Consider the following 24,439-nt stretch of genomic DNA (forward strand, 5'->3'; position numbering starts at 1 on the left):
TGAATGTCGCACTATATTCATCATTATTGGCAGGTATACTTTGAGTATGTGAATTTAATGAAAGGCTTGTCTTACCGTCAAATTCCTCTTGGGTTAATCAGCAATTTTTATCAATACATCAGCCCAGAGGTTAGAGAATGTATGGAAGATAAAACGTTTGGACACAAACTGGCCACCACTTGCCCATTGCCGCAGGAGATTCAGCCATTTTTTGATCAGCACAAACAAAAGATGAAGCGTATCTCTTATCTTTCAGAAAAGGGCAAGGTATTGCTACACATTGACCACCTACGCTTTACTGAAAACAATTATAAACGATTTCATCCGAACAAAACGGTGGTGTTGGCCCGCTGGAAAAAGGCTGATTATTTTGGATTACCAGTGATCAGCAAGCCGGATTTAGTGGGAGAGGTTAATAAAAAAGCCCATGCTAAATATATTAAAAAAGCAAACGCTCTACTGAAACCTTACGCACAGCATCCTGTCTTTGGCAATGCTTTTTTTAAAGAAAAACTTCAGAAGGACATTGTGCAATTTATTGATGTGATTGACCAGACAGAGGCGTTATTTCATAAGCATCCAATTGCAGCCGTCATTGTCGGTACGACGGAGGATGTTTACAGCCGCGTGCTGGCTCTGCAAACAGTGAAGCGTCAAATCACTAGTATTTGTCTTCAGCATGGTGCGCTCATGGGTGATGAAGCCTTTTTACCGATTTTCACTACAGCTCATGGTGTGTTTGGAAAGTATGAAAAGGACTGGTATGAAGACAAAGGCTGTCGGCCTGAACAGGTGGAGGTGACAGGTCATCCAAGGTTTGATTTGGTGCAGGAACGAAAGCCGCTTCAACAGGATTTGCTGTTTCGTAAATTGAACTTCAGTCCAGCCAAAAAGACAGTACTTGTGGCGACGCAGCCGTTTTCAGAAGCTTTTTATGGCGATATCCTTAAAACGCTTTCGAAACGGAAAGATATTCAGCTGATCATCAAGCCGCACCCTTTGGAAATTATCAAAAATCTCGTGCATGATTATGAGGCGATTGAACGAGCAATGAGCCATGTGAGATTGATTAAAAAGGAAATCGACTTGTATGACCTGCTGCCATATATGGATATGGTCATTACGCTCACATCAACAGTCGGTCTTGAAGCGATGCTTTTTGAAAAAAGTGTGCTAATTGGGAAGATGTCACAAGGCAGAAGATACCCTTATTACGAGTCGCTTGGCAGCTATCATATAGAAAACCCTATTAAACTTGCTGAGAAAGCGGTTCTTACTTTGTCGGATGAACGAGAGATGAAGCTGGCGAAACAGCAAGGTGCCCTTTTTGTCAAAGAAAATTATCCACATGCGCGATCGACCGATGTTCTGCTTTCTCTGCTCAAAACAAAAACAGGTGTGGATTTTAAGAGATAAGAAGAGGGGGGCAAGTGATATGGAACAAAAGAGAACACAATTTCTTCCTTATGCACTGCCTTTGATTGAACAGGAAGAAATTGATGAAGTCATTGGAACATTAAAGTCCGGCTGGCTGTCAACCGGACCAAAAGTCCGGCAGTTTGAAGAAGAATTTCGGCAGCTGACAGGTGCAAAACACGCGATAGCTGTCAATTCATGTACAGCTGCTCTATTTTTAGCGTTAAAGGCGAGAGGCATTGGGGCTGGTGATGAGGTGATCACAACGCCCCTGACGTTCTGCGCAACAGCCAATACGATCATCCATACGGGGGCAGCACCTATTTTCGTGGATATTGATCCGGCGACACTCAATCTGGATGCGGAGAAAGTAGAAGCGGCCATCACACCACATACAAAAGCGATTGTACCTGTTCATTTTGCTGGTCAATCGTGCGATATGGACCGGATTTTAGCGATTGCCAAAAAGTATGATTTGTTTGTGCTTGAGGATGCTGCCCATGCCCTCTATACGACGTATCACGATCAGCTCATTGGATCAATTGGTGATGCGACCGCTTTTAGTTTTTATGCAACGAAAAACATAGCGACCGGAGAAGGCGGCATGCTAACGACAAATGATGATGCACTTGCAGCTCGAATCAGAAGACTAGCGCTCCACGGGATGAGCAAGGGAGCGTGGAATCGTTATGGAGAAAAGGGAACGTGGTATTACGAGGTCGAGGAACCTGGCTATAAAATGAACATGTTTGACGTGCAAGCATCGTTAGGGCTCGTTCAGCTAAGCCGGCTGGAAAACATGCAGACGCGCAGAGAACAGATTGCGAAGGCATACAACCAGGCTTTTCAAAAAGAAGCAGGTCTGATCTTACCGCCTGTCCACCAAAAGGGAAGACATGCGTGGCATTTGTATGTGCTGCAAGTTGATCCAGAAGAAGCATTCATCACACGTGATGACATGATTGATCAGCTACAAAAGGAGTATAAAATTGGCACGAGTGTTCACTTTATTCCTGTTCATTTGCATCCATATTACGAGCAAACCTACAACTATTCACCAGAGGACTTCCCTGAATCACTCACTTATTACAAACGAACTCTTTCACTCCCGCTTTATCCAAGTATGACAGATGAAGATGTGCAGGATGTCATCACCGCAGTGTTGTCTATTTTAAAAGATAAGAGGGCATCTTCATGAAGGTCGTTCATGCAATAGACGATCAGGTGCTTGCCGCTTGGCTGGAGAAATATGATCACTGGGCGGAACACATGAACAGTTTCAAACAATTTGCCCTTGTCAGCGGAGCCCAGCTTAAAGCGGTGCTGTTATACGAATGGTCGAAATGGGAAAGCGGTATTTTTAATCAGCATATTTTTCATGTGAAGTTTGTGGAAGCTGAATCAGCACTTGCTTTTCAAGAATTGATGGAGCGATTCATCATTTGGATGAGAACCGAAAAATGCGATTTCTTCTTTTTACGCCTTGAAGCGGCTGATCTTGAAAAAAACCGTATTGTCCAAAAGCTATCACATGTCTACTATGTCGGCGGTCTCACTAGGCTTGAGGCACCGCCTGCTCAAATGGAGATGTCATTATCAGGTCAAGATGTGGTGATCAGTGTGCCAAATGAAAAGGATTACGATGAGGCGGTTTCACTCGGTGGTCAGGCTTTTATGAAAAGCCGATATGCACTTGATCCATATTTAGACCAGCGTGTTGTTCAGCATTTCTATCAGGAGTGGATGAGGAATAATTTGTATGGGCGTGCAGATATCAATCTCGTAGCAAAGCTGAACGATGAAGTGGTTGGCTTGATTCAAGGAAAGGCCATAGCTAATAAAATAGGGATTGAGCTTTTTGCCATTAGATCAGATATTCAGGGAAAAGGGATCGGAAAAAGGCTGTTTGTAGAGATGATGAGAGTATCTCATGACAGACAATATAGCTTCATCTCCGCTGGAACGCAGTTGCATAACATCCCTGCGATCCAGCTGTACGAGAAGATGGGATTTAGGACAATGAATACTTTTCTGTATTACCATGTGTGGCCGAAAAAAGGAGAGAGATAAGATGGCGCATTTCTATATTGGAGATCGCAAAGTGGGGGATGGTGCGCCTGTCTTTATCATTGCAGAGGCAGGCATTAACCATGATGGAAAGCTGGATCAGGCCCTTGCTTTAATTGATGTGGCAAAAGAAGCAGGTGCCGATGCGGTGAAGTTTCAGATGTTTCAAGCTGATCGGATGTATCAAAAGGAACCGGGTTTGTACGAAACGGCCAAAGGAGAAGAAGTGTCCATTTTTTCGTTAGTAGAACAAATGGAGCTGCCGCCAGAATGGCTGCCGGCTTTATTAACACGTTGTGAGGAAAAGGGACTGACTTTTTTAAGCACAGTGTGTGACGAGGAATCTGCGGATTTATTGAATCAAACCGATCCGCCTGCTTTTAAACTGGCATCCTATGAAATCAATCATTTACCTCTTTTGCGTCACACCGCTTCTTTTCAAAAGCCGATCATTTTTTCAACAGCTGGGGCAACCATTGCCGATGTTCATGAAGCATATGAGGCCATTACAAGCCAGCAAAATAAGCAAATCGCCATCATGCATTGTGTGGCAAAGTATCCTGCACCTAGAGCATTCACGAATCTTCGTGTGCTGCAAACCTTAACCTCAGCTTTTCCTGAGGCAGTCATTGGCTTTTCAGATCATAGTGAGCACCCAACTGAAGCGCCTGTTGCCGCTGTGAAGCTTGGGGCAGCCATGATTGAAAAGCATTTTACAGTGGATAAAACGTTACCTGGGGCGGACCATTCCTTTGCCCTTGATCCTGAAGAATTAAAGGAAATGGTTCAGCATATTCGAGCAGCAGAAAAGCAGCGAAATCAAACAGAAGAAGACGCTCATTCTGTGCCCGAGGAGCTTCTTGGCAGTTCTTATAAAACGACAACAGCCATTGAAGGTCAGATTTGTGAATTTGCGTATCGAGGCATTTTTACGACAAGAGGCATTGCAAAGGGCGAGACCTTAACTACAGAAAATCTAGCCGTGCTGCGTCCAGGACAAAAAAGTCAGGGCCTGCATCCGCGATACATGGAGCTTTTACTTGGCGCAAAGGCTGTGAGAGACATCCCACCCCATACAGGCGTTTCGTGGAAAGATGTGCTCACGCAGGAGTCCCAAAATGATCAATGATGTGCTCTTTGTCATTCAGGCTAGGATGGGTTCGACAAGGCTGCCAAAAAAGGTAATGAAACCGATCGGGGGGATGGCGCTGATCGATTTGATTGTTGAACGGGTAAAGCAATCAAACCAGTACAATCACAAAACACAAAACCTCATGATCGCCACAACGGTTGAGGCAGAAGATGACCTGTTGGCTCATTATTGTTTATCAAAGGGCTATAAGGTGTTTCGTGGCAGTGAGACGGATGTGCTTCAGCGATTTGCGCAGATTGTCCGACAATTTGAACCGCAAACTGTTGTACGTTTAACGGGAGATAATCCATTCATAGATCCGGCACTTTTGTCGAAAATGCTTGAAAAACATAGACAGGAGAAGGCTGACTACACGTATACGAACGGAACACCACTCGGTATTTCCGGGGAAATGATTGACGCACCTATTTTAAGTGAAATCGACAATTTCCCCCTCTCGCAGTCAGAGCGTGAGCATGTCACGCTGTATATCAGAAAGCATCCGGAGCAATTTCACCTTCAATTATTCACACCGCCCAAAGAACTTGCATATCCTGCTTATCGATTCACGATTGATACAGAAGAAGATTACGTGTTTGCCATCCGGTTACTTGAGAAAGCTGGTGGTTCCATTGCTGTGCCAACGGCTGAACTCATATCCATCTGTGAACAAGATCCAGACATTGTTCGGTTGAATCAATTTGTGAGACAGAAGGATGCTGAATGAACAAAAAAATTATGATTGTTGTCTTTGGTGGTTTTTTAAGAGGGATGGGGCATGTCGTCAGAATGAAACGGTTAGCAAGGGAGCTGCTTCAGGAAGGCAATGACCTATTTTTCTATACAAATGAGCGGATTTGTGTAGAAATGCTATCGCATCCAGCGTGGCACGTCCACATGGTGCAGGAGTCAAATGTGCTCCTTCAGCTGCAGCAGGACATGAAAGAGCTGAAGCCGGATCTTCTGCTGATTGATGTCCTTGATTGTGACCTGCAGTTCCTTCGAACGATCAAGGATTCCTGCGGCTGTGCAAGGCTGGTCTTATTCGAGGAAAAAAGAGATGAAGCCTGTCAGCTTGCGGATGCTGTCGTGAACGGTATTTATGGAGGTCTGGACGGGAAGCACATGCAAGTAAATGGGACGGAATATTTTTATGGAACACCTTATTTATTGTTAGATCACGAGATTGGCCGATTAAAAGACACATACGAGGTTCGAAAAGAATGCAAAAGGGTGGTCATCAGCCTTGGGGGCAGTGATCCGCGCGGATTGTTATCAAAGGCTGTATCAGCACTCCTCACAGCAAATCATTTACACATTCTAGCGGTGACAGGAAAAGCCGCTCATATCAAAGAACAAGTAGAGGCTGAGCATATTCAATTCATTCGCCATACAGATCAATTACCTGCCCGTCTATGGGAAGCTGATTTGGCTATTGTTGCAGGAGGCATGACGTTATATGAGGCGGTTTGTATCGGGGTGCCCAGCATTGTACTTTCGCAAGTAGACCATCAAGCAGTTACAGCCAGTAATTTCGCGCAAAAGGGAGCCTGTCTACACCTTGGATTAGGCGACCATGTGGATGAAAAAGATCTATTGCGTGCGGTTCAAAGGCTGTCCGGGAGCTACTTTCTCCGCAGGAGCATCCATCTCAATGGACGGACACTCATTGATGGAAAAGGAACCGAACGAGTGAAAAACATTCTTATACACCTCATGAACCATCACCAAAAAGAACATAAGGATGTGTAGATGTGAAGGGAGTTATTTTAGCAGGAGGTAAAGGATCGCGACTGGCCCCATTAACTAAGATTTTCAACAAACATTTATTGCCGGTTGGTCCATATCCGATGATTTATTGGTCATTGTTCAAACTGAAAGAAGCAGGTATTTTAGATGTGATGCTGATTTCACAAGAAGAACAAATCCCGCTGTTTCAAAAATTGCTTGAGGGTGATCAGGGACTTGGGATGAACATTGTTTATCAAGTACAGCCAGAGGCTTCTGGCATTTCAGACGGTTTATCCTATGCAAAGCCCTTTGTAGAAGGGGAGAAGTTTGTGCTCATGCTTGGTGATAATGTATTTGAGGATGCGTTAAGCCCTTTTGTCGAAGCCTTTCAGCAGCAAGAAAGCGGAGCCAAGGTCCTTTTGAAAGAAGTGACAGATCCGAAGCGGTTTGGCATTGCAGAAATTGATGCCGCACACCACCGGATTTTATCAATAGAAGAAAAGCCAGAGCATCCGCGTTCATCCTATTGTGTCACGGGTATCTATTTTTATGATCAAGAAGTCTTTCAATATATTGAGAAAATCTCGCCGTCAGATCGAGGCGAATTAGAAATTACAGACGTGAATAATCTCTATATCTCAAACAGCCAGCTGACCTATGATATGTTAAAAGGGTGGTGGATTGATGCAGGAACACATGAATCTCTCCACCAAGCATCTACGAAAATATTTGAAAAGATGAAGAAAAAAGAGGGATACGTATGACGAAGTCTTATTTAATAACGGGTGGAGCGGGATTTATCGGACTGAATTTTGTGAAACTGCTGCTTCAGGAATCAGATGTCCGGCTCACCGTATTTGATAAATTAACGTATGCCAGTCATCCAGAGGAAATGGATGAATTATCAAAGCTGCCTCATTTTCGTTTTATTCAAGGGGATATCACCCTGCAGTATGAGCTGGGTCAAGTATTTGATGAAGCCTATGATGGCATCATTCATTTTGCAGCAGAATCGCATGTCGATCGCAGTATTGAATCGGCAGAACCTTTTATTCAAACAAACGTTCTCGGTACCTATCGTATGCTGGAAGCTGTCTTAAAGGGAAAGGCGAAAAAACTCATTCATATTTCAACAGATGAAGTATATGGAGATTTGGAACTGGATGATCCTGCTTTCACAGAACAAACACCACTCTCACCGAATAATCCTTATTCAGCAAGTAAGGCGAGTTCAGACCTGCTTGTGAAATCCTATATCCACACCCACCAATTACCCGCAATGATCACACGATGCAGCAATAACTATGGACCCTATCAACATGAGGAAAAATTAATACCGACCATTATCAGAAAAGCGGTCAATGGCGAAAAGATCCCGATTTATGGAGACGGCCAGCAGATTCGTGATTGGCTGTATGTAGAGGATCATGCGAGAGCTGTGAAGCAGGTGGTGGAGAGCGGGACAGCCGGGCAGGTGTACAATATTGGCGGCGGCAATGAGAAAACGAATCTCGATTTAACCAAAACCATTCTCACACAACTTGGCATCAGTCATGACCAAATTGCGTTTATTCAAGATCGAAAAGGGCATGACAGACGGTATGCCATTGATGCCAGTAAGCTAAAAGGAGAGCTCGGCTGGACGCAGGAGACTTCATTTGAAGAAGGTATTGAAAAAACGATCAATTGGTATCGTGCCAAATATGATCAGAGCGAAGAAGGGTGACGGATGAAAGTTTTAATCACCGGTGCAGGCGGTCAATTAGGGAAAGAATTGAGCAAACAGCTCAAGGAAAAAAACATCAGCGTCATTGCCTTAACAAGGAGCATGCTCAATATCGCAGATCAACAGGCAGTCAGACACGCGATGAGACACTTCCGGCCTGATATTGTTGTCAGTGCGGCAGCATATACATCTGTTGATCAATGTGAAATAGAAACGGAAAAGGCCTATCTTGTGAATGGCATTGGCGCCTATTATACAGCGCTGGAAGCAAAGAACGTAGGGGCAGATGTGTTACATGTCAGTACAGATTATGTATTTGACGGGCAAGCGGAGACCCCTTATCAGGTCGATGCCCAAGCGGACCCTCAAACCATTTATGGAAAGAGTAAAAAGCTTGGTGAGGAATTGATTCACCTTGTGTCAGATGAAGTGAAAATCATCCGTACATCGTGGCTCTATGGACATGAGGGACATAATTTTGTGAATACCATTCTTCGGCTCGCTGAAACGAAGGATCATTTGCGCATTGTGAATGATCAAATAGGCTCTCCTACTTATACAAAGGATGTAGCAGAGGCCTTGATTCATTTATTTGATCAGAAGGCAGGCGTTTATCATGTCAGTAACCGAGAGAGTTGTTCCTGGTTTGATTTTGCGTCAGAAATTGTTGCAAAAAGCGGCCTGTCTACCACCATTGAGCCGATTTCTACGGAAGAGTACGGCTTCCAAACACCTCGTCCAGCCTATTCTGTTTTAGACCTTCAAGCGATTGAAGCCACAGGCTGGCAGCCAAGACATTGGAAGGATGCACTTCACGAATATTTGCAGAAAGAAGGGAGATGGCATCAGCATGATTGATGGTGTACAAACGAAAAAACTCATGAAACATTGTGATGATCGCGGTTTTTTTGCAGAGCTCATTCGAGATGATGAACCGATGCTGAAGCGCTTTGGGCAGGCGTCGTGGTCGAAAAGCTTTCCTGGAGTGATCAAAGCCTTTCATTACCATGAAAAACAAGACGACGTTTGGTTTTTTCCAGCAGGTCATGCACAGGTCGTTTTATACGATTTGAGAGAGGGTTCTCCGACAAACGGCCAAACCGATGTGTATTATATGGGAGAGGACAATCCGATGCTGCTTCTTATTCCGAAAGGTGTCGCGCATGGCTACCGTGTACTAGGTGAGACGCCGCTGCAAATTGTTTATTTTACAACAGAATCCTACGACCCGAAAAACCCAGATGAAAAGAGAATCGCTTGGAATGATGAGGTGATCGGATTTGATTGGGAAACGACGTTTAAATAGAGAACAGAGGCCTTTCGCAGGAGAAAGGTCTTTTTTTGTTGAAATACATTCTGTATGTGTCATTTTATGTATATTTATGAAGTTAAAAAGAAAAGGGATGTGGATGAGTTTGTCTAAAAGAATTGCATTTGTAACAGGGGCAAGTACAGGGATTGGAAAGGCAATCGCCATAAAGCTTGCCGCTCAAGACGATGTAAAGGTGATTATCAATTCGAGAAATATATCCTCACTAGAACAGACGCAGCGGCATATTCAGGACATGACCGAAACAAAGGAGCCGGTGGCTCTTTTCTGTGGTGACATGTCGCATGAAGCAGTGAGGGCGGAGGCCTTTGCGGCAATAGAAAAAGAGTTTGGCAGACTGGATGTGTTAATCAATAACATTCCAGGAGGGAAGCCAGATACATTTGATTCATGTGAAAGTGGGCAGATGCTGGCAGCTTTTTCACAAAAAGCCATTGCGTACGTTGATACGATGAAGCGTGCGGCAGCCATGATGAAAAGACATGAATATGGACGTATCATTCAAATTGTCGGGAACCTATGGAAGGAACCTGGTGACCAAATGTTTACGAACAGTATGATGAATGCAGCGATTATCAATGCAAGTAAAAATGCAGCCACACAGCTAGCACCTTCTGGGATTACGGTGAACTGTTTAAACCCAGGGTTTATTGCAACAGATCGGTATGAACAATTTATCGGGAACATGATGCGTAAACAGGCATTATCGCGGGAAGAAGCTGTACAGGCTGTCGCTTCAGGTATCCCGATGCAAAGAGTGGGCTCAGCGAGTGAAATGGCTTCGTTGGCAGCTTTTATCGCATCAGAGGAAGCCTCCTATCTCACAGGACAACAAATATCTGTCGACGGTGGTTCGATGAAGAGTATATAACATAAAAAACCCGCTACATGCGGGTTTTCAGCGTGTAGACAAACCCTCGCATTCGGTGTCAGTCCTGCGTGCCGGTGCTCACGAATGTCAAATTCGCTCCGCTCCGGTACTCGTCCTTCCTAGACTTCAAAGGTTTTCTATCACGCTGAAAAGAAGACAAAGGGCTAAAATAAAGTTCATTTTAGCCCTTTGTCAACAATCTGAAAAACCCGCTACATGCAGGTTTTTTGATGAAAGCGAATCGGGAGTATGTGAAGCCGGTCGATAAACAGTGCAAGCTGGTCAATTGGGGCAACCATTGAAATCCTTACATGACGGCTTCCATGTCCGCCAAACACACCCCCAGGCGTTACAACGACATCTGCATGTTCGAGTAAATAGTCAGCAAATGTATGAGAATCCTCGAAATTATCAGGGATAGGAGCCCACAAATAAAAGGCGCCGGCTGGGCGTTCAATGGTCCAGCCAAGCTGTTTCGCTGCTTGACGGATGAAGAAATTCATTCGTTCAAGGTACACTTCTCTCAATGATCGAATATGACCATCATCACTTTGCAAAGCAATGGTGGCAGCCTGTTGAAACCCGCCATACATACTGACAAACACATGGTCTTGGAAGGCGTTGATGGCATTAATGATTTCCTCATTCCCGACAGCAAAAGCGACTCTCCATCCCGCCATATTAAATGTCTTTGATAGAGAATATAATTCCACTCCTACGCTTTTTCCAAGAGGAGCATTCATGAAGCTTACCGGTGTTTGTTCATAATGAAATGAACCATAGGCAAAATCATGAATCACATGCAGTCCGTGAGCGGCCGCAAAGGCAGCAGCTTCTCTAAAAAATGCATCATTTGCGACAGCACCAGTTGGGTTATTCGGATAATTCAAGAAAAGGACCTTTGCTTTTTTTAACACGTCCGGATCAATTGAGGAAAGGTTCGGTAAATAGCCATTTTTCTCATCAAGTTTGATACAGTATGGCTTTGCGTCAGCCATCAAAATTCCTGAATGATATTCTGGATAACCTGGATCGGGGACGAGTGCGATATCCCCTGGATCAAGCAGACATTGACTCATGACATAAAGACCTGTTTTCCCACCATTGAAAAGGGCGATTTCCTTCTGGGGGTCAATCTCAGCACCGAATTCCTTTTTATAAAAATCTGCAATGGCTTGCTTGAAAAAGTCAAAGCCTCTAAAGGGCGCATATTGCTGGAATTGCAAAGTGCCCGCTGCTTCTTGAAGGGCGCTCACGATATGTGCAGGAGTAGGAAGATCGGGATTTCCCTGACCAAGATTTATGATATTCGCTCCGTTTTTTGTTTTATGTGCAATTTTCTCAAATACGGTTCCAAATTTCTGTTCAGGCAGCCGTTCAATCATGTTAGATGGTAACATCTTCACCACATCAGCCTCTCTTTCTATCCCTTCACTAATTCATCCATCAACTGAATGGTTGCCTGCTTCTGAATGTTGCGGATGGACGAGGCAACATCTTGTGAGGATGATCCTTTTAATTCAAGAGACACGATCCCATTAAAGGCTTCAAATAAAGAAAGATCCACAAAGGTGCCTTTGGATGGGACTGATTTACTGACGATCACTGTATCACCAACTAAAGCGTCCTGCGGGATATGAACATGATCAATGGTGATATGCGTGACCTCTGGCGGTATGTGTCCGCTCTCTTTGAAATGCTGAGGGTATAAATGGCAGTCTGCCATATAATACGTGTGTCCAGAAAGCAGCTGCTTTGGCAGTTCAGCCTTTTTTCCATCGACTAATACATCGATCAGCAGCTTGGCCATATCCACCCCAAAGACCTTTTTGATATTCGGAATCATATTCCAGCCGGCAAATCTAGCCGCTGATTCGATCAGTCCGGTGTCTCGATTTTTCATGAGCTTAATCTCTGTATGGGTTGCACAGTTTTCAAGACCTAACCCTTCATTTGCCTTCCTTGCTGCCTCAATGATGATTTGCTGGGCTTTATTGTCTAGGATCGACGGAGTGATATGAGCCGTTTCTGTAAAACCGATTTGAGGGGTCTTATCATGAATGACAAAAGGGATATATTTACCCTCGACAACCAACCCTTCAACACTGACATAATCAGAATAGCCTTCTTCTTGATACCAATCCTCGTAAGCACCCTCTAAATACGTTTCAGCGACAAATGGTGCTTCATATGTCACAGCGTTTGGGACTGGAATGGTTTGCAAATAGGATTGTACGTTTAAAAACAGATCATCACTGCCGGCTCGTTCATGAAAAAGGGTAACGCCAATGGAGCTTGCTAAATATGTAGGCTTTAAAATAAGTGGTGTACCGATATGCTTAATGGCTTTCTGAAAATCAGATAAAGTGGTGACAGGCTGAGTTTTCACCGCTTTGACACCAGCGGCGTTGAATGCAGCCCTCATTTGACTTTTATCACGCGCCATTTCAGCTGCCTTTACCCCGGCACCGCGCAGTCCAAGACGTTCAGCGGCTTTCGCCATTGGTGCAATGAATAATTCATTATTGGTGGTCATCGCATCTGCTTTGAAAAAGGAAGCCACTCGGACCAGGTCTCCCACAACCTCTTCTTCTGATTTCGGATAATCATCCTGTGCCCAGTAAATAGAATCAGGATGTTCAAAAGAGGGATGTGTTTCAAAATAATCACGATCTTTTATGACCGCAATGGAGTACTTTTCTATTAGCTCAGCGTGTCCTTTTGTAATGGCAAAGGGTCTTGGGATATAAGAAACGATATGGTACGATGCAGCCACGCTTTCATAAAACATATGGGGCGGGCATCCTCCTAGGTCAGCAATGACAAGTACGGTTTTTTTACTCAATGAAAGCACTCCTTTTTATCTAGCGGTGTAACCGCCGTCTGCTGTGACAACACTCCCAGTCATATAGCTGGATAGGTCAGAGGCGAGAAACAGCATCACGCCAGCAATTTCTTCAGGTTGTCCAAGACGTAACAATGGATTGACCTTTGCTTTTTCCTTTTTGACCACCTCGAGACTTTCTGAGTGATTGTCTAAAAAGGATTTTTCATTTAACGGCGTATCAATGATTCCTGGGGCGATACAATTTACCCTGATTTGATGGGCGGCATAGTCAATTGCCATTGACTTGGTTAGTTGGATGACACCGCCCTTTGTTGCGTTGTATGCAGGAATGTCTGGCCAGCCAACAAGACCCCCGACAGATCCGGTATTAATAATACTTCCGCTTTTCTTTTCAAGCATATGCGGTAATGTATGCTTACTCATGAGAAATACGCCAGTCAGGTTGACCTGTAGAATATGGTTCCAATCCTCTAACGTCATCTCGTGAATGGGAGAGACAATTTCGATGCCTGCATTGTTAATCAAAACATCAATGGTCCCGAACCGGTTCAGCACGGCCTGAACGGTTTGATGACAGTCAGACTCATTTGTTATATCCGTTTTGAAAAACGCAAGATGCTCATGCGGCAATGATTCGACGAGTTGTTTGCCGCTTTGCTCATTGATGTCAGCCACTGCTACTTTTGCCCCGTGCTCAAGGAAGAGCTTGACGGCGGCAAGTCCAATTCCTGATGCACCTCCTGTAATCAGGACGACTTTCCCGGCAATGTTCATTTCTTCACCTTAGACGCTTTTGGCTTCAAGCGATTATAGCGGGGAGGGAAGAAGAGATTAATAGATTTTGATGCTTCCGGCTTTGGATTAATCGCACCGTGATCTTCCTTTGGATCACAGAAATAGGTGGTGCCAAATTCCATTTTTTCTGTAAAGCCTTCAATGGTCATATCATAGCCCCCGCTGATGCAAATGCCAATTTGTTCATTTCGGTGCTTATGAAAAGGCATTTCTCCGCCATTCCCAGGAATGTTGGCAATCATGAGCTCCATCCAATCCTCAACAAAAAAGGTCACTTCCATGCCAGGGAGTAAATCCCGTGTTTTGAAAATGTCTAAGAAATAAGTGGGAGGAGCCGTATATTCTTCGCCATCCTTTAATCTCTTAATATCGATTGCTATCACTTCTTCATCTGTCAGATTAGATGCGCCGTGAGGGACAAACGGCGGTGCAATATAGGCTGATTCTAATGGGGTGAGCAATTGGATAGATTGGCCGACCATCATTTGAAGCTCGCCTTTTAATACGATTCCGATTTGGGCTTCGGGGTGCTCGTGAGGTTCTATGATTGTGTGAGGAGGAATGTATGAAATTAACACTTCAGTATCGCCTCGTACAGTGGAATATTGGGTGATGCCATTATCCCATTCTATTTTTTTCGCTTGAGGAAAATATCGTTCTTGCGTCTTTTGTTCAGTTTGCATATTAAATCTCTCCTTTTCCAAATATGGACCAGCTCATTGGTATGCTTTTAAACGTTCGAATGAAGGTGAGGCCGTATGTGGCTCTGGCAACCTCGTTGGTTAAGGCGAAATCAAATTCGCCGTCTCTTACTTTTTGGGCGGCAGTACTTGTAGAATTGACAAGTTCAAATTCAGCATTTTGATGAATGAAATATTGAATCAAATTGACAGGTGCGGGATGAGAGACAATTTTTAAATGGTGGAGCATTTGTTCTTGAAATGGGAAATCTGGTCTGACAGCCAAACCATACATGGGCGTGTCACATCTGAAAATTTGTAAAAGCTGTAGGTCAGGTCTCATGTAGAAGTGTTTGATTCCTTCGTATGCGTGTGGAACGAGAGTGTATTGAAGTGCGTTAGAGAGAGTGTGTTCAATGCAAGTTTCGAATGTATCGTAAAGGGATAGTTTCGTATGGGTGCCGAGTGTAGTGGTGGAATGAGAGATGAAATGTTTTGCTGCATATTCACTGCTTGTCCCCTTAGGGCCTAGTGTATTGACTGTAAACATCTTAGGTGAAACGATGGGCTCTTCTTTGAAATGAAAAACATCATTCTTTAAGATCATGTTTACCATCCAATCTGTTTTCAAATTTTACTAGATTATAAAAAATAGAATTGGCAGTTGTCAACAAAATTTATAAAAAATGTATTTTATGATGATATTAAAAATTGATCTAAAAAACTGCACATATCAAGATGTGCAGTGAAATGAGCTTACGTTTCAAATGTGTTTTTATGTTTCTGATGTAAGACACGTTCACGTTTATAGCTGACGAAGCTGATGATACAACCAACAAGAGTAATCAATGCACATACAAGCCCTACTGTATGATAGCCGAGATGGACATACACGGGTCCCATAAGAGCGGAACCGAGCATAACGGCAAGATTGGAAGCAAGACTGTAAAAAGCCATCACTTTCCCTCGATGGGTTTGGGAGCAGTCGCTCAGAACGGTGCTGAGAAGCGTGACGGATAAACTTTGCATCGCACCCCAAATAAATAGTGCAAAAATCAGCAATGTCCATGAGAACGGCGCATAAGGAAGTAAGGCTAGAACGAGCGTAATTCCACCTAGCACAAAGAAGAGAGAACGCGTTTTACCGAACCAGTCTGCTAATTTCCCGGTAAATACACTCATGGAAAAGCCAACTCCATAAGCCATGATCAAAAGTCCAGCCGTGGATTGTCCTCCAGCGAACAGACTTTGCAGATAAGCTCCTAAAAAAGAGTACATGCCATAAAATCCAAGCATATTACAAAATGTCACGGTCAAATAGGCAGGGACACGATCGATTTTCAAAGCCCCCCATAAAGAGCCTGTTTTTTCACTAGCTTGAGGTGCCTTCGTGTCAGCTGTTGCGACTTGTTTTCGAGATTCAAGGATGACGAGCAGCAATACAATGAGACTCATCATAGCGAAGATCCAAAATGTCCAGCGCCAGTTCAAACTTTGACCGATAAAGGCTCCGATCGGTACACCAAGGACAAGAGAAAGAGACCAGCTCGACACAATGAGCCCCATCACTTTGCCTCGGTATTGATAAGGAACCCGGTCGCCCACAAGAGCATAGGCCGTTGGCACAAATACACCAGTCGCCAGCCCAGAAATGGCACGGCCAGCAAAAAACACCGCCAAATTAGGTGCAGCAGCACACATCACTGTTCCGATCAGGAAGAAAGAAAGCCCGATGATCAAACAGAGTTCTCTTGAATACCGATCCCCTAAAGGAACGAGTAGTGGTGCTCCGACCAACACAGCTAACCCATAAATACTGATGGAAAGGGCGAGAATATCAAGAGAGTGCTGAAAGGAGTTAGATAAATCAGGCAGCAGTGGTGAAATCACCAGTTCTTCCGATCCCGCCGCAAAGACGCCAAGTGTCAGCGCAATGGCAAGTGTGATGGGAAACGTTTTAGAAGCCCGGCTGTCTAAAGATTCTTTCATCAGGTGATCCCTCCATACTTGCTTTTTCATTCAATTCCGTTAAAATAAATTCTACCATTATTTAGTTTTATTTTACATTTCATATCATAAGTATCATCATAAAATACTTTTCAAATGGAACGATTTTGGGATAGGAGAGGTACGAATGAAAATCACCGATGTTGATGTGCATATTTTAAACGAATTGAGAGAAGATGCCCGCTTATCCATGAGGGAATTGTCCAAACGAGTCAATTTATCAGCGCCTGCGGTAGCAGAAAGAGTGCGAAAATTAGAAGATGCAGGGATTATTGAAGGTTACTCCGTACAGGTCAATTATAAAAAACTGGGGCTTATGATGGACTGTTTACTGGAAGTCACGGTGTTAAACGGGGAGTATCAGCGTTTTATGACATTTATGAATCAGCATCCACGTGCCTTTTTTGCTTATCGAGTGGCAGGACAGTCTTGCTTTTTCATTAAGCTGTCTGTCGCGTCCCTTGAAGAGATTGAAGCCTTTATTCAAGAAGTGTCTGGATTTACGAAAACCGTATCCCATATTGTCTTGTCAGAGCACGCCTTTTCTCATCCGGTCCAGGAGCGTGTGAAACAAATAGAAGGGCCAGAAATGACCGTGGTGAAATAAAAAAAGGACCCATCTCAGGTCCTTTTTACTCGTTTATCTGACTGATAGCTCATGATCGTTATGATGAGGCCAATGAATGTCACGCCTGCAGCAAATAACGGCACAAGCTGTAAATGTGTGATTTCGATGGCGAGGCCGCCTAGTGCTGCACCGCCGGCATTCCCAATATTAAAGGCAGAATGACTGAGCGTCGATGCGAGAGTCGGCGCTTCATGTGCCATGTTCATCGTGCGGTATTGCAAGGTAGGAACAAGAATAAATGAAATGATTCCCCAAACAAAAATAGTGAGCACGGCAGGCACCTTGAATGCGGAAGTGGCCGTAAATAATAATAAGACAGCAATCAGCAGGACAAGTGTCACCATAATGCTCGGCATGAGCTTCCAGTCGGCAAGCTTTCCGCCAACTAAATTCCCGATGGTTACCCCAAGTCCGAAGAGGATAAGGATGAGCGTGACCCCATTCTCCTGAAAGCCAGTGACTTGCAGCAGAATAGGGCTGATATATGTAAAGGCTGTAAACACACCAGCAAAACCAAAAATGGTCATCGCAAAGGAAACGAGTACCTGTGGTTTTTTCAAAACAGATACCTCATTTCGAATATCAAGTACTTCTTCCTTCGATTGGTTTGGTACTAAGCTGATGATACCGATTAAGGAAATGAGTCCAATGACGGCAATGACAAGAAAGGACATTCGCCAGCCGAATTGATTTCCGATAAATGTACCAAACGGCACACCAAGTATATTGGCTACCGTAAGTCCTGTAAACATGAAACTGATCGCACTTGCGCTCCGCTCCTTAGGAACAAGCCGTGCAGCCATAATGGCTCCGACGCCAAAGAAGGTACCATGAGCAAATGACGTTAAAATACGTGCGGCCATCAACAGACCATAAGAGGTCGATACAGCGGCGGCAGCATTTCCCGCCACGAAAAGCATCATTAACAGAATGAGGAGACGTTTCCTCGACATTTTTCCAGTTGATAACGTTAAAATAGGTCCGCCAACTGCGACACCAAGTGCATATCCAGTAATCAGCTGCCCTGAAGCAGAGATGGATACATGGAGATCATTTGCGACATTTGGCAAAAGCCCCATGATGACAAATTCCGTCATGCCAATCGAAAATGCACCGAGTGTTAATGCAAAAATAGCGATGGGGAAGTTTTTCATGATGAGATCACCTTTCTAAACAAATACATAAAAAGGCTTCGGAGAGATCCGAAGCCTTAAGAGTTTATCATACATGGAAATATGACGCCAGCTGATCGTTTGCTAATCGGTTTCCAACAAAGAAGGAACCGAATTCGCCGTAGCGTGCACTGACTTCATCAAATCGCATTTCATAAACCAGTTTTTTGAATTGAAGAACATCGTCAGAGAAAAGGGTGACACCCCACTCATAATCATCAAAACCGACTGACCCTGTAATGATCTGTTTTACTTTCCCAGCATAGCTTCTGCCAATTAAACCGTGGCTTCTCATGAGGGATTTACGCTCATCCATTGAGAGCATGTACCAGTTGTCATTACCAGAACGCCTTTTATCCATTGGATAGAAGCACACGTATTTAGAAGAAGGGAGCTCAGGGTATAGACGCGCACGTACATGCGGGTTTTCGTAAGGGTCCCCGCCATCGCCGCCTCCTGCTAAGTAGTTGCTGAGTTCAACAACTGACACGTACGAATAGGCTGGAATCGTAAATTCTGCTAGTCGTGACTTGTTGAATTCAAGTTCGATTTCATTCAGTTCTTCCATTGTTGGACGTAAAATCATGAGCATAATATCTGCTTTTTGGCCGACAATACTATAGATTGTTTGGCTTCCAGCCTTATCGTGCTCAGCTGTCTTCCATTTTTCCATTAGACCTGTGAACTCGTGAATAATGGCTTGACGCTCATCGCTTGTCAGCAGCTTCCAAGCTGTCCAGTCAATCGTTCTAAAATCATGAAGCGCATACCAGCCGTCTAGTGTTTGAGCTGCTTCATTTGTTGTATGTTGTTCGCTCATTTCCTTCACTCCTATTTACAGTTTTCCATCTGTTCCAACTATAACATAGTTTGTCCACATGAAGATGTGATCAAAACTTGAACGAAGAAAACAGCTTTTATGGAAATTGATTTAATTAGTTTGAAAAATAAGAATTTATTTTGTAAGCGCTATAATGTAAGTTGGTAGTTTGAATTTATGTAGAAGAAGAGTATGCTTAAAAGAGAACGCTTTTTTTCGTAAAATCAAGGAGGGTATTGAAGTGGCAGATATTTTTTCAACAGTTCAGGAAAAGGTTGCAGGTAAAGGAGTAAAGATCGTTTTTCCTGAGGGAATGGACGAACGCATTCTAGAAGCCGTTCAAAAATTAGCAGATGGCAAAGTATTGCAGCCAATTGTTGTAGGCAAAAAGCAAGAAGTCGAAGCAAAAGCAAAAGAATTAGGTCTTACACTTGACGGTGTTGACGTGTATGATCCTCATACATATGAAGGTTTTGAAGAGCTTGTACAAGCTTTCGTAGAAAGACGTAAAGGCAAAGCAACAGAAGAGCAAGCAAGAAAAGCATTACTGGATGAAAACTATTTCGGTACAATGCTTGTGTATAAAGGTCTTGCAGACGGACTTGTGAGCGGTGCAGCACACTCAACTGCTGACACAGTGCGCCCAGCACTTCAAATCATTAAAACAAAAGAAGGCGTAAAGAAAACGTCTGGCGTCTTCATCATGGCTCGCGGCGAAGAGCAGTATGTGTTTGCTGATTGTGCGATCAACATTGCTCCAGACAGCCAAGATCTCGCTGAAATTGCGATCGAAAGTGCAAACACAGCAAAAATGTTTGACATTGAACCACGTGTGGCAATGCTTAGCTTCTCAACGAAAGGCTCAGCGAAATCAGACGAAACAGAAAAAGTATCTGAAGCGGTTCGCATTGCAAAAGAAAAGGCACCTGAGCTTGTACTTGATGGAGAATTCCAATTCGATGCAGCTTTCGTTCCTTCAGTGGCAGCGAAAAAAGCACCAGATTCCGTCATCAAAGGCGACGCAAGCGTATTTGTTTTCCCTAGTCTTGAAGCTGGAAACATCGGCTACAAAATTGCACAGCGCTTAGGTAACTTTGAAGCTGTAGGTCCAATTTTACAAGGCTTAAACCAACCAGTAAACGATCTTTCAAGAGGCTGTAATGCCGAAGACGTTTACAATCTTGCGCTGATTACAGCAGCTCAAGCACTTTAATATGATGATCAAAAAAGCTAGTTTCGTTTTTACACGAAGCTAGCTTTTTTGTGTGCGAAATAGGTATAAAAACCCAATACATACGATTCATTTTTTGTTGAATTCGTTTTCAATCATATGCCTCTTGTGCTAGTAAATGGTAACATAACGGAGGACTATTTAAGGATTAGAGGTGTTTGACGATGTCTGGAGCCATCATCGGTTATACAACAGCCTTGTATTCGTTAAAGGCAGACATATCCATAAAAAAAGAACAAATCACAGAACTCAACATGTGCCGAAAAGAAGTAAAAGCGGCCAAAGCGGCCCTGTCAGATGCCAGCAAGAAAATCACTCATCCAGATCTTACATCACATACATGGTTTGGCAGTCTGGCAGATACGTTTGATGGCCTTCGGGATGAGATGACATCCGCCAGTCAAGAGATAAAGGGTGCACAGCTGACCAATCTAGTGAATCGAATTGATGAGAAAATCAGTGACCTAAAATCGGAGATCCATTCGTTAGAACGTGATATCCATGCAGTTGAAAGAAAGATAGAAAAAGAGAAGCAAAAACAACTGGAAGAAAAACGAGGAAAATAAAATGAGCAAAGAAATCAAAATAGATGCCAGTGAGGCGAACAAAGCATTAAAAAATGCAAAACAAGCAGGCGCTCACGTCCATTCAACACTACCAAAAACCATCAAAGGGAAAAATGAGCTCTCCACCACAGAAAAGATAGAAAAGATCAACCAGCAATTGAATGAACTAAGTACATCCTATATAGAAATTCTTCAGAAACAGCTTGTACAAACAGAACAAGCCGTCAGCACCATGATTGAAACAGACAAAGCGCTTGCTTCTAGTCATAAAAGAAAATAAAGGAGAACGGAATGAAAACCCTTGACGCCTTTGCGCTAATCAATGGAATTGACCAAACACTGAATTCGTTAAAGCAGCAATCACAAAACATCAGCTCACTAGAAAAACAAATCGACCACATCATCTCACTTGATGGTGCACTCAAGGGAGAGGCAGGACAAGCCATCCGAGCGTTTTATGCAGAATGCCATATTCCTTTCTTGCAATTCTTTCAGGTCGTCATTGAAGAATATCGCTCTGCGCTTAAAAAAACAAAGCAGGCACTTCATGCCCTTGAATCAAATCAGCACGGTTTTATTTCACAATCATTTATCGAACACGAACTTGATCAAGGCTTAAAAAAAGCCGAACGAGCGATTTCTGAGACCGTATCAGATGTGAGCCACGCCATCGGCAGGGTCAGTCATATTGTTCATTTACCAAGTGTAGATGAATCAGCTTTTCAGCAGAGCTATCAAAAAGCCTGGCTCGAGACCTCAAGAACCATTGGACTGCTTCATGCATTTGACAGAGAACAAACGAGTGCTTTAAATGAAACCAAAAGCGCCCTTCAAACAATGAAGCAATACATAGACACCTTGAGTACTATGTTCACCGGTCCAAGAATCGAGATCACGAGCTATCAAAAGGGATCTATTTTCAAAGATGGAAAAGAAGAAAAAGTGAGCAGTACGATCAGTGGATTGAACGAAAAAATAGACAACCCGAAAGACAATCCGATGATGATCATGCTTAAGAAGCTGGGGGAGAAAGAACGGGCGAATGTGGAAACGGTTGTTCGTGGTGACACCCACCGAAACATCAACAAGCAAGTTAAAGCAAACGATCCATCGCTTACGACATTGCAAAGGGAAGCCGTAAGCGGGAAATATAAGATTCATAGAGACATCAGGGTCGTAAATGGTAAACTATACAACGTAAAAGGAATCAAAAAGTTAAAAGAATTCGATATCGCAGATGAAGTCGTTTCGAATCCATCAGACATTGATTATATGGGCGGTCGATATACCGTTTACGCCAATAAACAAATCATTCGAACGTATATTGCAAACGGCGAAGTAAGAATAGAAGAAGTCGACAACATCCCAGAAAGCCGCAGCCGCGGAAATGTCAAACGCATACTAGATGGTGAAGTCGTCTCAACCGCCGAAAACATCATCCTAGAATACAGCGGCATCTACGACGGCTACCGAGCCGTCACAGGCAAAGACCCCGAAACCAGCAAAAAAATCAGCAGCACAGACCAGGCCCTATCCGCCGCCTCTATTATCCCATTTATGAAAATCATCAAGGGCGGGAAATATGTATTTAAGATTGATCAAGGGGAGAATGTGGTTAAGAGGGTTGAGAAGACGGCTAGCGTAACAGGTCAAGTTGGTTGGAGTTTATCAAAGGGCGGAGGAATAATAAATCAAAGAAAATATTCTCAACATGCCCTAGAAAGAATGGCACCAGATATTCCTGAAGTAAGGGCAGCCTTAACAAAAAGAGCAATAAAAAAAGCTGATGAATTAGGTTATAAGCCACAAACAAAGGAATTCAGTGAATTTATAAAAAAATATGTAGATCCAAGAGATATTCCGCCTTCTGTTATTGAGGACGCTATAAAGAATACCAATAAGATACCTGGTAATAGAAAAGGAACTTTTGTTCACGGGACACAGGATGTCAAAGTTATTATAAATGAATTAGGTGATGTTATTACAGTTATCCCTAAATAATGAGTAAAAGGGTGAATTAAAATGTTTATAAAGTATGATGAATATGATTTGTTAGAACTTTTTCAAAGTGAGCCAGTTAGTATTACGGGCAATTTGGATGATGGAGAGTTAATTTATACTTATAAAGACGATCTGAATTTCAAGTTAATCTTATCCCTTGATGTGTATAAACAAACAAGCAGTATAAGTATTACATTTAATGATTTTGTAGTTTTTTCGGGTGAATTCTCTCACGTAACCAGCATAAAAAAACATGACAGGACTCTGATTATGTATGTGAAAGAGGAAGAAAGACTAAAAGTTAAATTTTACAATCAAGTGGGGGCTGAGCTAATTTAATTGATCTTTAAATGTTTTTAAGATCTACATGGCAGATTGTATAAAATAATAACGAAAGTCGAGTACTCATTAAAGCCGTAAGACTGAGAATAACCAAGTGAAGAGGATATAGATGGGTTATGATCCTATGATTGGGACATTAATAAAGTATGAAAAAAGAGATATGATATTGGAATGGAAAAGTGGATTAAAAATTTTAGGTAAACTAGATACGGTTTTTGAAACAAACAATATGTTAGATGAAGATGATATTAATTTTACGGAATATATTGCTGCCGCTTTCCAAGTAAATGATATTCTATCCCATCCTGATGAAAACAGTGGCAGTGTATACGATTGGTTAATTCAAGGGAAAAGCTCCTTGGTGGAGATATCTCTTTATGATGATCCACCAAATAAGATTTTAGTAGATTGTCAAAAAGTATGGGAACTGGCAGATGAGTAACAATTGACATCTTAGAATTTTAAAATCCAAGCCAAGCCCTCGTGTAAGAGGGCCTTTTTTATATTTATGAGATAGTGACTTATGCTTCAAGTTGACCGTTGGCAAAATACCGATTTCTATAGGTTCATGACTTGGTCACTTTAGTCTAAAATAGGACAACTCATGTGCATCATCAACGCCCCATCAATATTATTCACAGGTAAAATACCATCGACTGATCTGAATAAACTTTTGAAAAACTAGGAGAATTATATGGACAAAAAAGAAGAGTTGACTAAACAAGTTCAAACGGTAATAAACATTCTAGAAAAAGAATATTCTCATGAGATAAATCAAGGTGTTCTCCAATTAATATATAAAAGATATAAGGATGCTCGAAGGATTATTCAAAACAATGAAGATCTCCAAAAGATCTATATCATTGGTGATGTAAGAGCTTATTTGGATAGTGACAATGACTATCTAAATCCCTTTCTAAACGAATTACATAGAGCGGAGAGTTTACTAAAAGAATTGCTGTAATGGATAGGATTGCTGTCTATTGTTCTAGAAAATAGTAAGCGGTATTTAGAGCAATCATTGAATATATCAAGTCCTTTTATAAGAAAGCGATACAAACCAGATAGAAAGGAAT

General features: G+C 42.8%; 27 protein-coding genes. 19 read left to right on the top strand and 8 right to left on the bottom strand.

Annotated elements, in window-relative coordinates; translation table 11 throughout:
* Positions 1–3 precede the first annotated feature (3 nt).
* From ACSLGF_RS06680 to ACSLGF_RS06730, 11 genes are all read left to right on the top strand, one after another.
* Positions 4–1,416: a capsular polysaccharide export protein, LipB/KpsS family gene (locus ACSLGF_RS06680; protein ID WP_456003634.1), complete on the top strand. Its 1,413-nt coding sequence runs from the start codon at positions 4–6 to the stop codon at positions 1,414–1,416.
* Between the two features lie 19 nt (positions 1,417–1,435).
* Complete coding sequence (locus tag ACSLGF_RS06685) at positions 1,436–2,614, top strand: DegT/DnrJ/EryC1/StrS family aminotransferase (RefSeq protein ID WP_456003636.1); 1,179 nt, start codon at positions 1,436–1,438, stop codon at positions 2,612–2,614.
* On the top strand, positions 2,611–3,486 hold the full coding sequence (locus ACSLGF_RS06690) for an N-acetyltransferase family protein (RefSeq protein ID WP_456003639.1): 876 nt from the start codon (positions 2,611–2,613) through the stop codon (positions 3,484–3,486). The genes ACSLGF_RS06685 and ACSLGF_RS06690 overlap by 4 nt, the downstream gene beginning before the upstream one ends.
* A 1-nt stretch (position 3,487) precedes the next feature.
* The gene (locus tag ACSLGF_RS06695) at positions 3,488–4,612 is read left to right on the top strand and encodes an N-acetylneuraminate synthase family protein (RefSeq protein ID WP_456003642.1); all 1,125 of its coding nucleotides are present in this window, start codon (positions 3,488–3,490) and stop codon (positions 4,610–4,612) included.
* Positions 4,602–5,342, top strand: coding sequence for a cytidylyltransferase domain-containing protein (locus tag ACSLGF_RS06700; protein WP_456003645.1), 741 nt, complete (start codon positions 4,602–4,604; stop codon positions 5,340–5,342). The genes ACSLGF_RS06695 and ACSLGF_RS06700 overlap by 11 nt, the downstream gene beginning before the upstream one ends.
* Positions 5,339–6,367 carry a PseG/SpsG family protein gene (locus ACSLGF_RS06705; RefSeq protein ID WP_456003648.1) on the top strand — a complete coding sequence of 343 codons (1,029 nt, stop codon included), beginning with the start codon at positions 5,339–5,341 and terminating at the stop codon, positions 6,365–6,367. Before ACSLGF_RS06700 ends, ACSLGF_RS06705 begins: the two co-directional genes overlap by 4 nt.
* A 2-nt stretch (positions 6,368–6,369) precedes the next feature.
* Positions 6,370–7,110, top strand: a complete 741-nt coding sequence (locus tag ACSLGF_RS06710) for a sugar phosphate nucleotidyltransferase (RefSeq protein WP_456003651.1) — start codon at positions 6,370–6,372, stop codon at positions 7,108–7,110.
* On the top strand, positions 7,107–8,072 hold the full coding sequence (gene rfbB, locus ACSLGF_RS06715; RefSeq protein ID WP_456003653.1) for a dTDP-glucose 4,6-dehydratase: 966 nt from the start codon (positions 7,107–7,109) through the stop codon (positions 8,070–8,072). Before ACSLGF_RS06710 ends, rfbB begins: the two co-directional genes overlap by 4 nt.
* 3 nt (positions 8,073–8,075) lie before the next feature.
* Positions 8,076–8,930, top strand: coding sequence for a dTDP-4-dehydrorhamnose reductase (gene rfbD / locus ACSLGF_RS06720; RefSeq protein WP_230030583.1), 855 nt, complete (start codon positions 8,076–8,078; stop codon positions 8,928–8,930).
* A complete protein-coding gene (locus tag ACSLGF_RS06725) occupies positions 8,923–9,378 on the top strand; it encodes a dTDP-4-dehydrorhamnose 3,5-epimerase family protein (protein ID WP_456003655.1) in 456 nt (151 codons plus the stop codon). The genes rfbD and ACSLGF_RS06725 overlap by 8 nt, the downstream gene beginning before the upstream one ends.
* A 103-nt stretch (positions 9,379–9,481) precedes the next feature.
* Entirely contained in the window at positions 9,482–10,273 is a 792-nt protein-coding gene (locus tag ACSLGF_RS06730; RefSeq protein WP_456003657.1) for an SDR family oxidoreductase, read from the top strand.
* Positions 10,274–10,485: 212 nt separating this feature from the next.
* Here the strand turns inward: ACSLGF_RS06730 and ACSLGF_RS06735 are convergent, their stop codons facing one another.
* The 6 genes from ACSLGF_RS06735 to ACSLGF_RS06760 form a co-directional block, all read right to left on the bottom strand.
* The gene (locus ACSLGF_RS06735) at positions 10,486–11,679 is read right to left on the bottom strand and encodes an aminotransferase class I/II-fold pyridoxal phosphate-dependent enzyme (protein WP_456003660.1); all 1,194 of its coding nucleotides are present in this window, start codon (positions 11,677–11,679) and stop codon (positions 10,486–10,488) included.
* A gap of 17 nt (positions 11,680–11,696) precedes the next feature.
* On the bottom strand, positions 11,697–13,118 hold the full coding sequence (locus ACSLGF_RS06740) for an ATP-grasp domain-containing protein (protein ID WP_456003662.1): 1,422 nt from the start codon (positions 13,116–13,118) through the stop codon (positions 11,697–11,699).
* 15 nt (positions 13,119–13,133) lie between these two features.
* Positions 13,134–13,895 carry a glucose 1-dehydrogenase gene (locus ACSLGF_RS06745; RefSeq protein ID WP_456003665.1) on the bottom strand — a complete coding sequence of 254 codons (762 nt, stop codon included), beginning with the start codon at positions 13,893–13,895 and terminating at the stop codon, positions 13,134–13,136.
* Positions 13,892–14,599 (bottom strand): cupin domain-containing protein, encoded by a 708-nt coding sequence (locus ACSLGF_RS06750; RefSeq protein WP_456003667.1) that lies wholly within the window; start codon positions 14,597–14,599, stop codon positions 13,892–13,894. The genes ACSLGF_RS06745 and ACSLGF_RS06750 overlap by 4 nt, the downstream gene beginning before the upstream one ends.
* Before the next feature lies 1 nt (position 14,600).
* Positions 14,601–15,203, bottom strand: a complete 603-nt coding sequence (locus tag ACSLGF_RS06755) for a type 2 periplasmic-binding domain-containing protein (RefSeq protein ID WP_230030588.1) — start codon at positions 15,201–15,203, stop codon at positions 14,601–14,603.
* Between the two features lie 149 nt (positions 15,204–15,352).
* Positions 15,353–16,585 (bottom strand): MFS transporter, encoded by a 1,233-nt coding sequence (locus ACSLGF_RS06760; RefSeq protein ID WP_456003670.1) that lies wholly within the window; start codon positions 16,583–16,585, stop codon positions 15,353–15,355.
* Between the two features lie 145 nt (positions 16,586–16,730).
* On the opposite strand from ACSLGF_RS06760, the gene ACSLGF_RS06765 reads away from it, so the two are divergent.
* Complete coding sequence (locus tag ACSLGF_RS06765; RefSeq protein ID WP_456003673.1) at positions 16,731–17,210, top strand: Lrp/AsnC family transcriptional regulator; 480 nt, start codon at positions 16,731–16,733, stop codon at positions 17,208–17,210.
* A gap of 14 nt (positions 17,211–17,224) precedes the next feature.
* On the opposite strand, the gene ACSLGF_RS06770 is transcribed toward ACSLGF_RS06765, so the two are convergent.
* On the bottom strand, positions 17,225–18,385 hold the full coding sequence (locus ACSLGF_RS06770; RefSeq protein ID WP_456003675.1) for an MFS transporter: 1,161 nt from the start codon (positions 18,383–18,385) through the stop codon (positions 17,225–17,227).
* 67 nt (positions 18,386–18,452) lie between these two features.
* A complete protein-coding gene (gene hemQ, locus ACSLGF_RS06775) occupies positions 18,453–19,223 on the bottom strand; it encodes a hydrogen peroxide-dependent heme synthase (RefSeq protein ID WP_230030591.1) in 771 nt (256 codons plus the stop codon).
* A gap of 241 nt (positions 19,224–19,464) precedes the next feature.
* Between hemQ and pta the strand changes: the two genes are divergently transcribed.
* From pta to ACSLGF_RS06810, 7 genes are all read left to right on the top strand, one after another.
* Entirely contained in the window at positions 19,465–20,436 is a 972-nt protein-coding gene (gene pta / locus ACSLGF_RS06780; RefSeq protein ID WP_230030592.1) for a phosphate acetyltransferase, read from the top strand.
* Positions 20,437–20,618: 182 nt separating this feature from the next.
* A complete protein-coding gene (locus ACSLGF_RS06785; protein WP_456003677.1) occupies positions 20,619–21,020 on the top strand; it encodes a YwqH-like family protein in 402 nt (133 codons plus the stop codon).
* Position 21,021: 1 nt separating this feature from the next.
* Entirely contained in the window at positions 21,022–21,300 is a 279-nt protein-coding gene (locus tag ACSLGF_RS06790; protein WP_456003679.1) for a YwqI/YxiC family protein, read from the top strand.
* A gap of 11 nt (positions 21,301–21,311) precedes the next feature.
* Positions 21,312–23,021 (top strand): T7SS effector LXG polymorphic toxin, encoded by a 1,710-nt coding sequence (locus ACSLGF_RS06795; protein ID WP_456003681.1) that lies wholly within the window; start codon positions 21,312–21,314, stop codon positions 23,019–23,021.
* Positions 23,022–23,042: 21 nt separating this feature from the next.
* Positions 23,043–23,360 carry a hypothetical protein gene (locus ACSLGF_RS06800; RefSeq protein ID WP_456003684.1) on the top strand — a complete coding sequence of 106 codons (318 nt, stop codon included), beginning with the start codon at positions 23,043–23,045 and terminating at the stop codon, positions 23,358–23,360.
* A gap of 112 nt (positions 23,361–23,472) precedes the next feature.
* The gene (locus ACSLGF_RS06805; RefSeq protein WP_456003687.1) at positions 23,473–23,805 is read left to right on the top strand and encodes a hypothetical protein; all 333 of its coding nucleotides are present in this window, start codon (positions 23,473–23,475) and stop codon (positions 23,803–23,805) included.
* 252 nt (positions 23,806–24,057) lie between these two features.
* Positions 24,058–24,327, top strand: coding sequence for a hypothetical protein (locus ACSLGF_RS06810; RefSeq protein WP_456003689.1), 270 nt, complete (start codon positions 24,058–24,060; stop codon positions 24,325–24,327).
* The last annotated feature ends 112 nt before the right edge of the window (positions 24,328–24,439 follow it).

This window comes from Bacillus sp. A015 (assembly GCF_053851875.1).

Excerpts from the sequence above, each read along its gene's own strand:
- ACSLGF_RS06680 (WP_456003634.1), top strand. The coding sequence starts at position 4 with ATGTCGCACTATATTCATCATTATTGGCAGGTATACTTTGAGTATGTG.
- ACSLGF_RS06685 (WP_456003636.1), top strand. The coding sequence starts at position 1,436 with ATGGAACAAAAGAGAACACAATTTCTTCCTTATGCACTGCCTTTGATT.
- ACSLGF_RS06690 (WP_456003639.1), top strand. The coding sequence starts at position 2,611 with ATGAAGGTCGTTCATGCAATAGACGATCAGGTGCTTGCCGCTTGGCTG.
- ACSLGF_RS06695 (WP_456003642.1), top strand. The coding sequence starts at position 3,488 with ATGGCGCATTTCTATATTGGAGATCGCAAAGTGGGGGATGGTGCGCCT.
- ACSLGF_RS06700 (WP_456003645.1), top strand. The coding sequence starts at position 4,602 with ATGATCAATGATGTGCTCTTTGTCATTCAGGCTAGGATGGGTTCGACA.
- ACSLGF_RS06705 (WP_456003648.1), top strand. The coding sequence starts at position 5,339 with ATGAACAAAAAAATTATGATTGTTGTCTTTGGTGGTTTTTTAAGAGGG.
- rfbB (WP_456003653.1), top strand. The coding sequence starts at position 7,107 with ATGACGAAGTCTTATTTAATAACGGGTGGAGCGGGATTTATCGGACTG.
- rfbD (WP_230030583.1), top strand. The coding sequence starts at position 8,076 with ATGAAAGTTTTAATCACCGGTGCAGGCGGTCAATTAGGGAAAGAATTG.
- ACSLGF_RS06725 (WP_456003655.1), top strand. The coding sequence starts at position 8,923 with ATGATTGATGGTGTACAAACGAAAAAACTCATGAAACATTGTGATGAT.
- ACSLGF_RS06730 (WP_456003657.1), top strand. The coding sequence starts at position 9,482 with ATGAGTTTGTCTAAAAGAATTGCATTTGTAACAGGGGCAAGTACAGGG.
- ACSLGF_RS06745 (WP_456003665.1), bottom strand. The coding sequence starts at position 13,895 with ATGAACATTGCCGGGAAAGTCGTCCTGATTACAGGAGGTGCATCAGGA.
- ACSLGF_RS06750 (WP_456003667.1), bottom strand. The coding sequence starts at position 14,599 with ATGCAAACTGAACAAAAGACGCAAGAACGATATTTTCCTCAAGCGAAA.
- ACSLGF_RS06755 (WP_230030588.1), bottom strand. The coding sequence starts at position 15,203 with ATGATCTTAAAGAATGATGTTTTTCATTTCAAAGAAGAGCCCATCGTT.
- ACSLGF_RS06760 (WP_456003670.1), bottom strand. The coding sequence starts at position 16,585 with ATGAAAGAATCTTTAGACAGCCGGGCTTCTAAAACGTTTCCCATCACA.
- ACSLGF_RS06765 (WP_456003673.1), top strand. The coding sequence starts at position 16,731 with ATGAAAATCACCGATGTTGATGTGCATATTTTAAACGAATTGAGAGAA.
- ACSLGF_RS06770 (WP_456003675.1), bottom strand. The coding sequence starts at position 18,385 with ATGAAAAACTTCCCCATCGCTATTTTTGCATTAACACTCGGTGCATTT.
- hemQ (WP_230030591.1), bottom strand. The coding sequence starts at position 19,223 with ATGAGCGAACAACATACAACAAATGAAGCAGCTCAAACACTAGACGGC.
- ACSLGF_RS06785 (WP_456003677.1), top strand. The coding sequence starts at position 20,619 with ATGTCTGGAGCCATCATCGGTTATACAACAGCCTTGTATTCGTTAAAG.
- ACSLGF_RS06790 (WP_456003679.1), top strand. The coding sequence starts at position 21,022 with ATGAGCAAAGAAATCAAAATAGATGCCAGTGAGGCGAACAAAGCATTA.
- ACSLGF_RS06795 (WP_456003681.1), top strand. The coding sequence starts at position 21,312 with ATGAAAACCCTTGACGCCTTTGCGCTAATCAATGGAATTGACCAAACA.
- ACSLGF_RS06800 (WP_456003684.1), top strand. The coding sequence starts at position 23,043 with ATGTTTATAAAGTATGATGAATATGATTTGTTAGAACTTTTTCAAAGT.
- ACSLGF_RS06805 (WP_456003687.1), top strand. The coding sequence starts at position 23,473 with ATGGGTTATGATCCTATGATTGGGACATTAATAAAGTATGAAAAAAGA.
- ACSLGF_RS06810 (WP_456003689.1), top strand. The coding sequence starts at position 24,058 with ATGGACAAAAAAGAAGAGTTGACTAAACAAGTTCAAACGGTAATAAAC.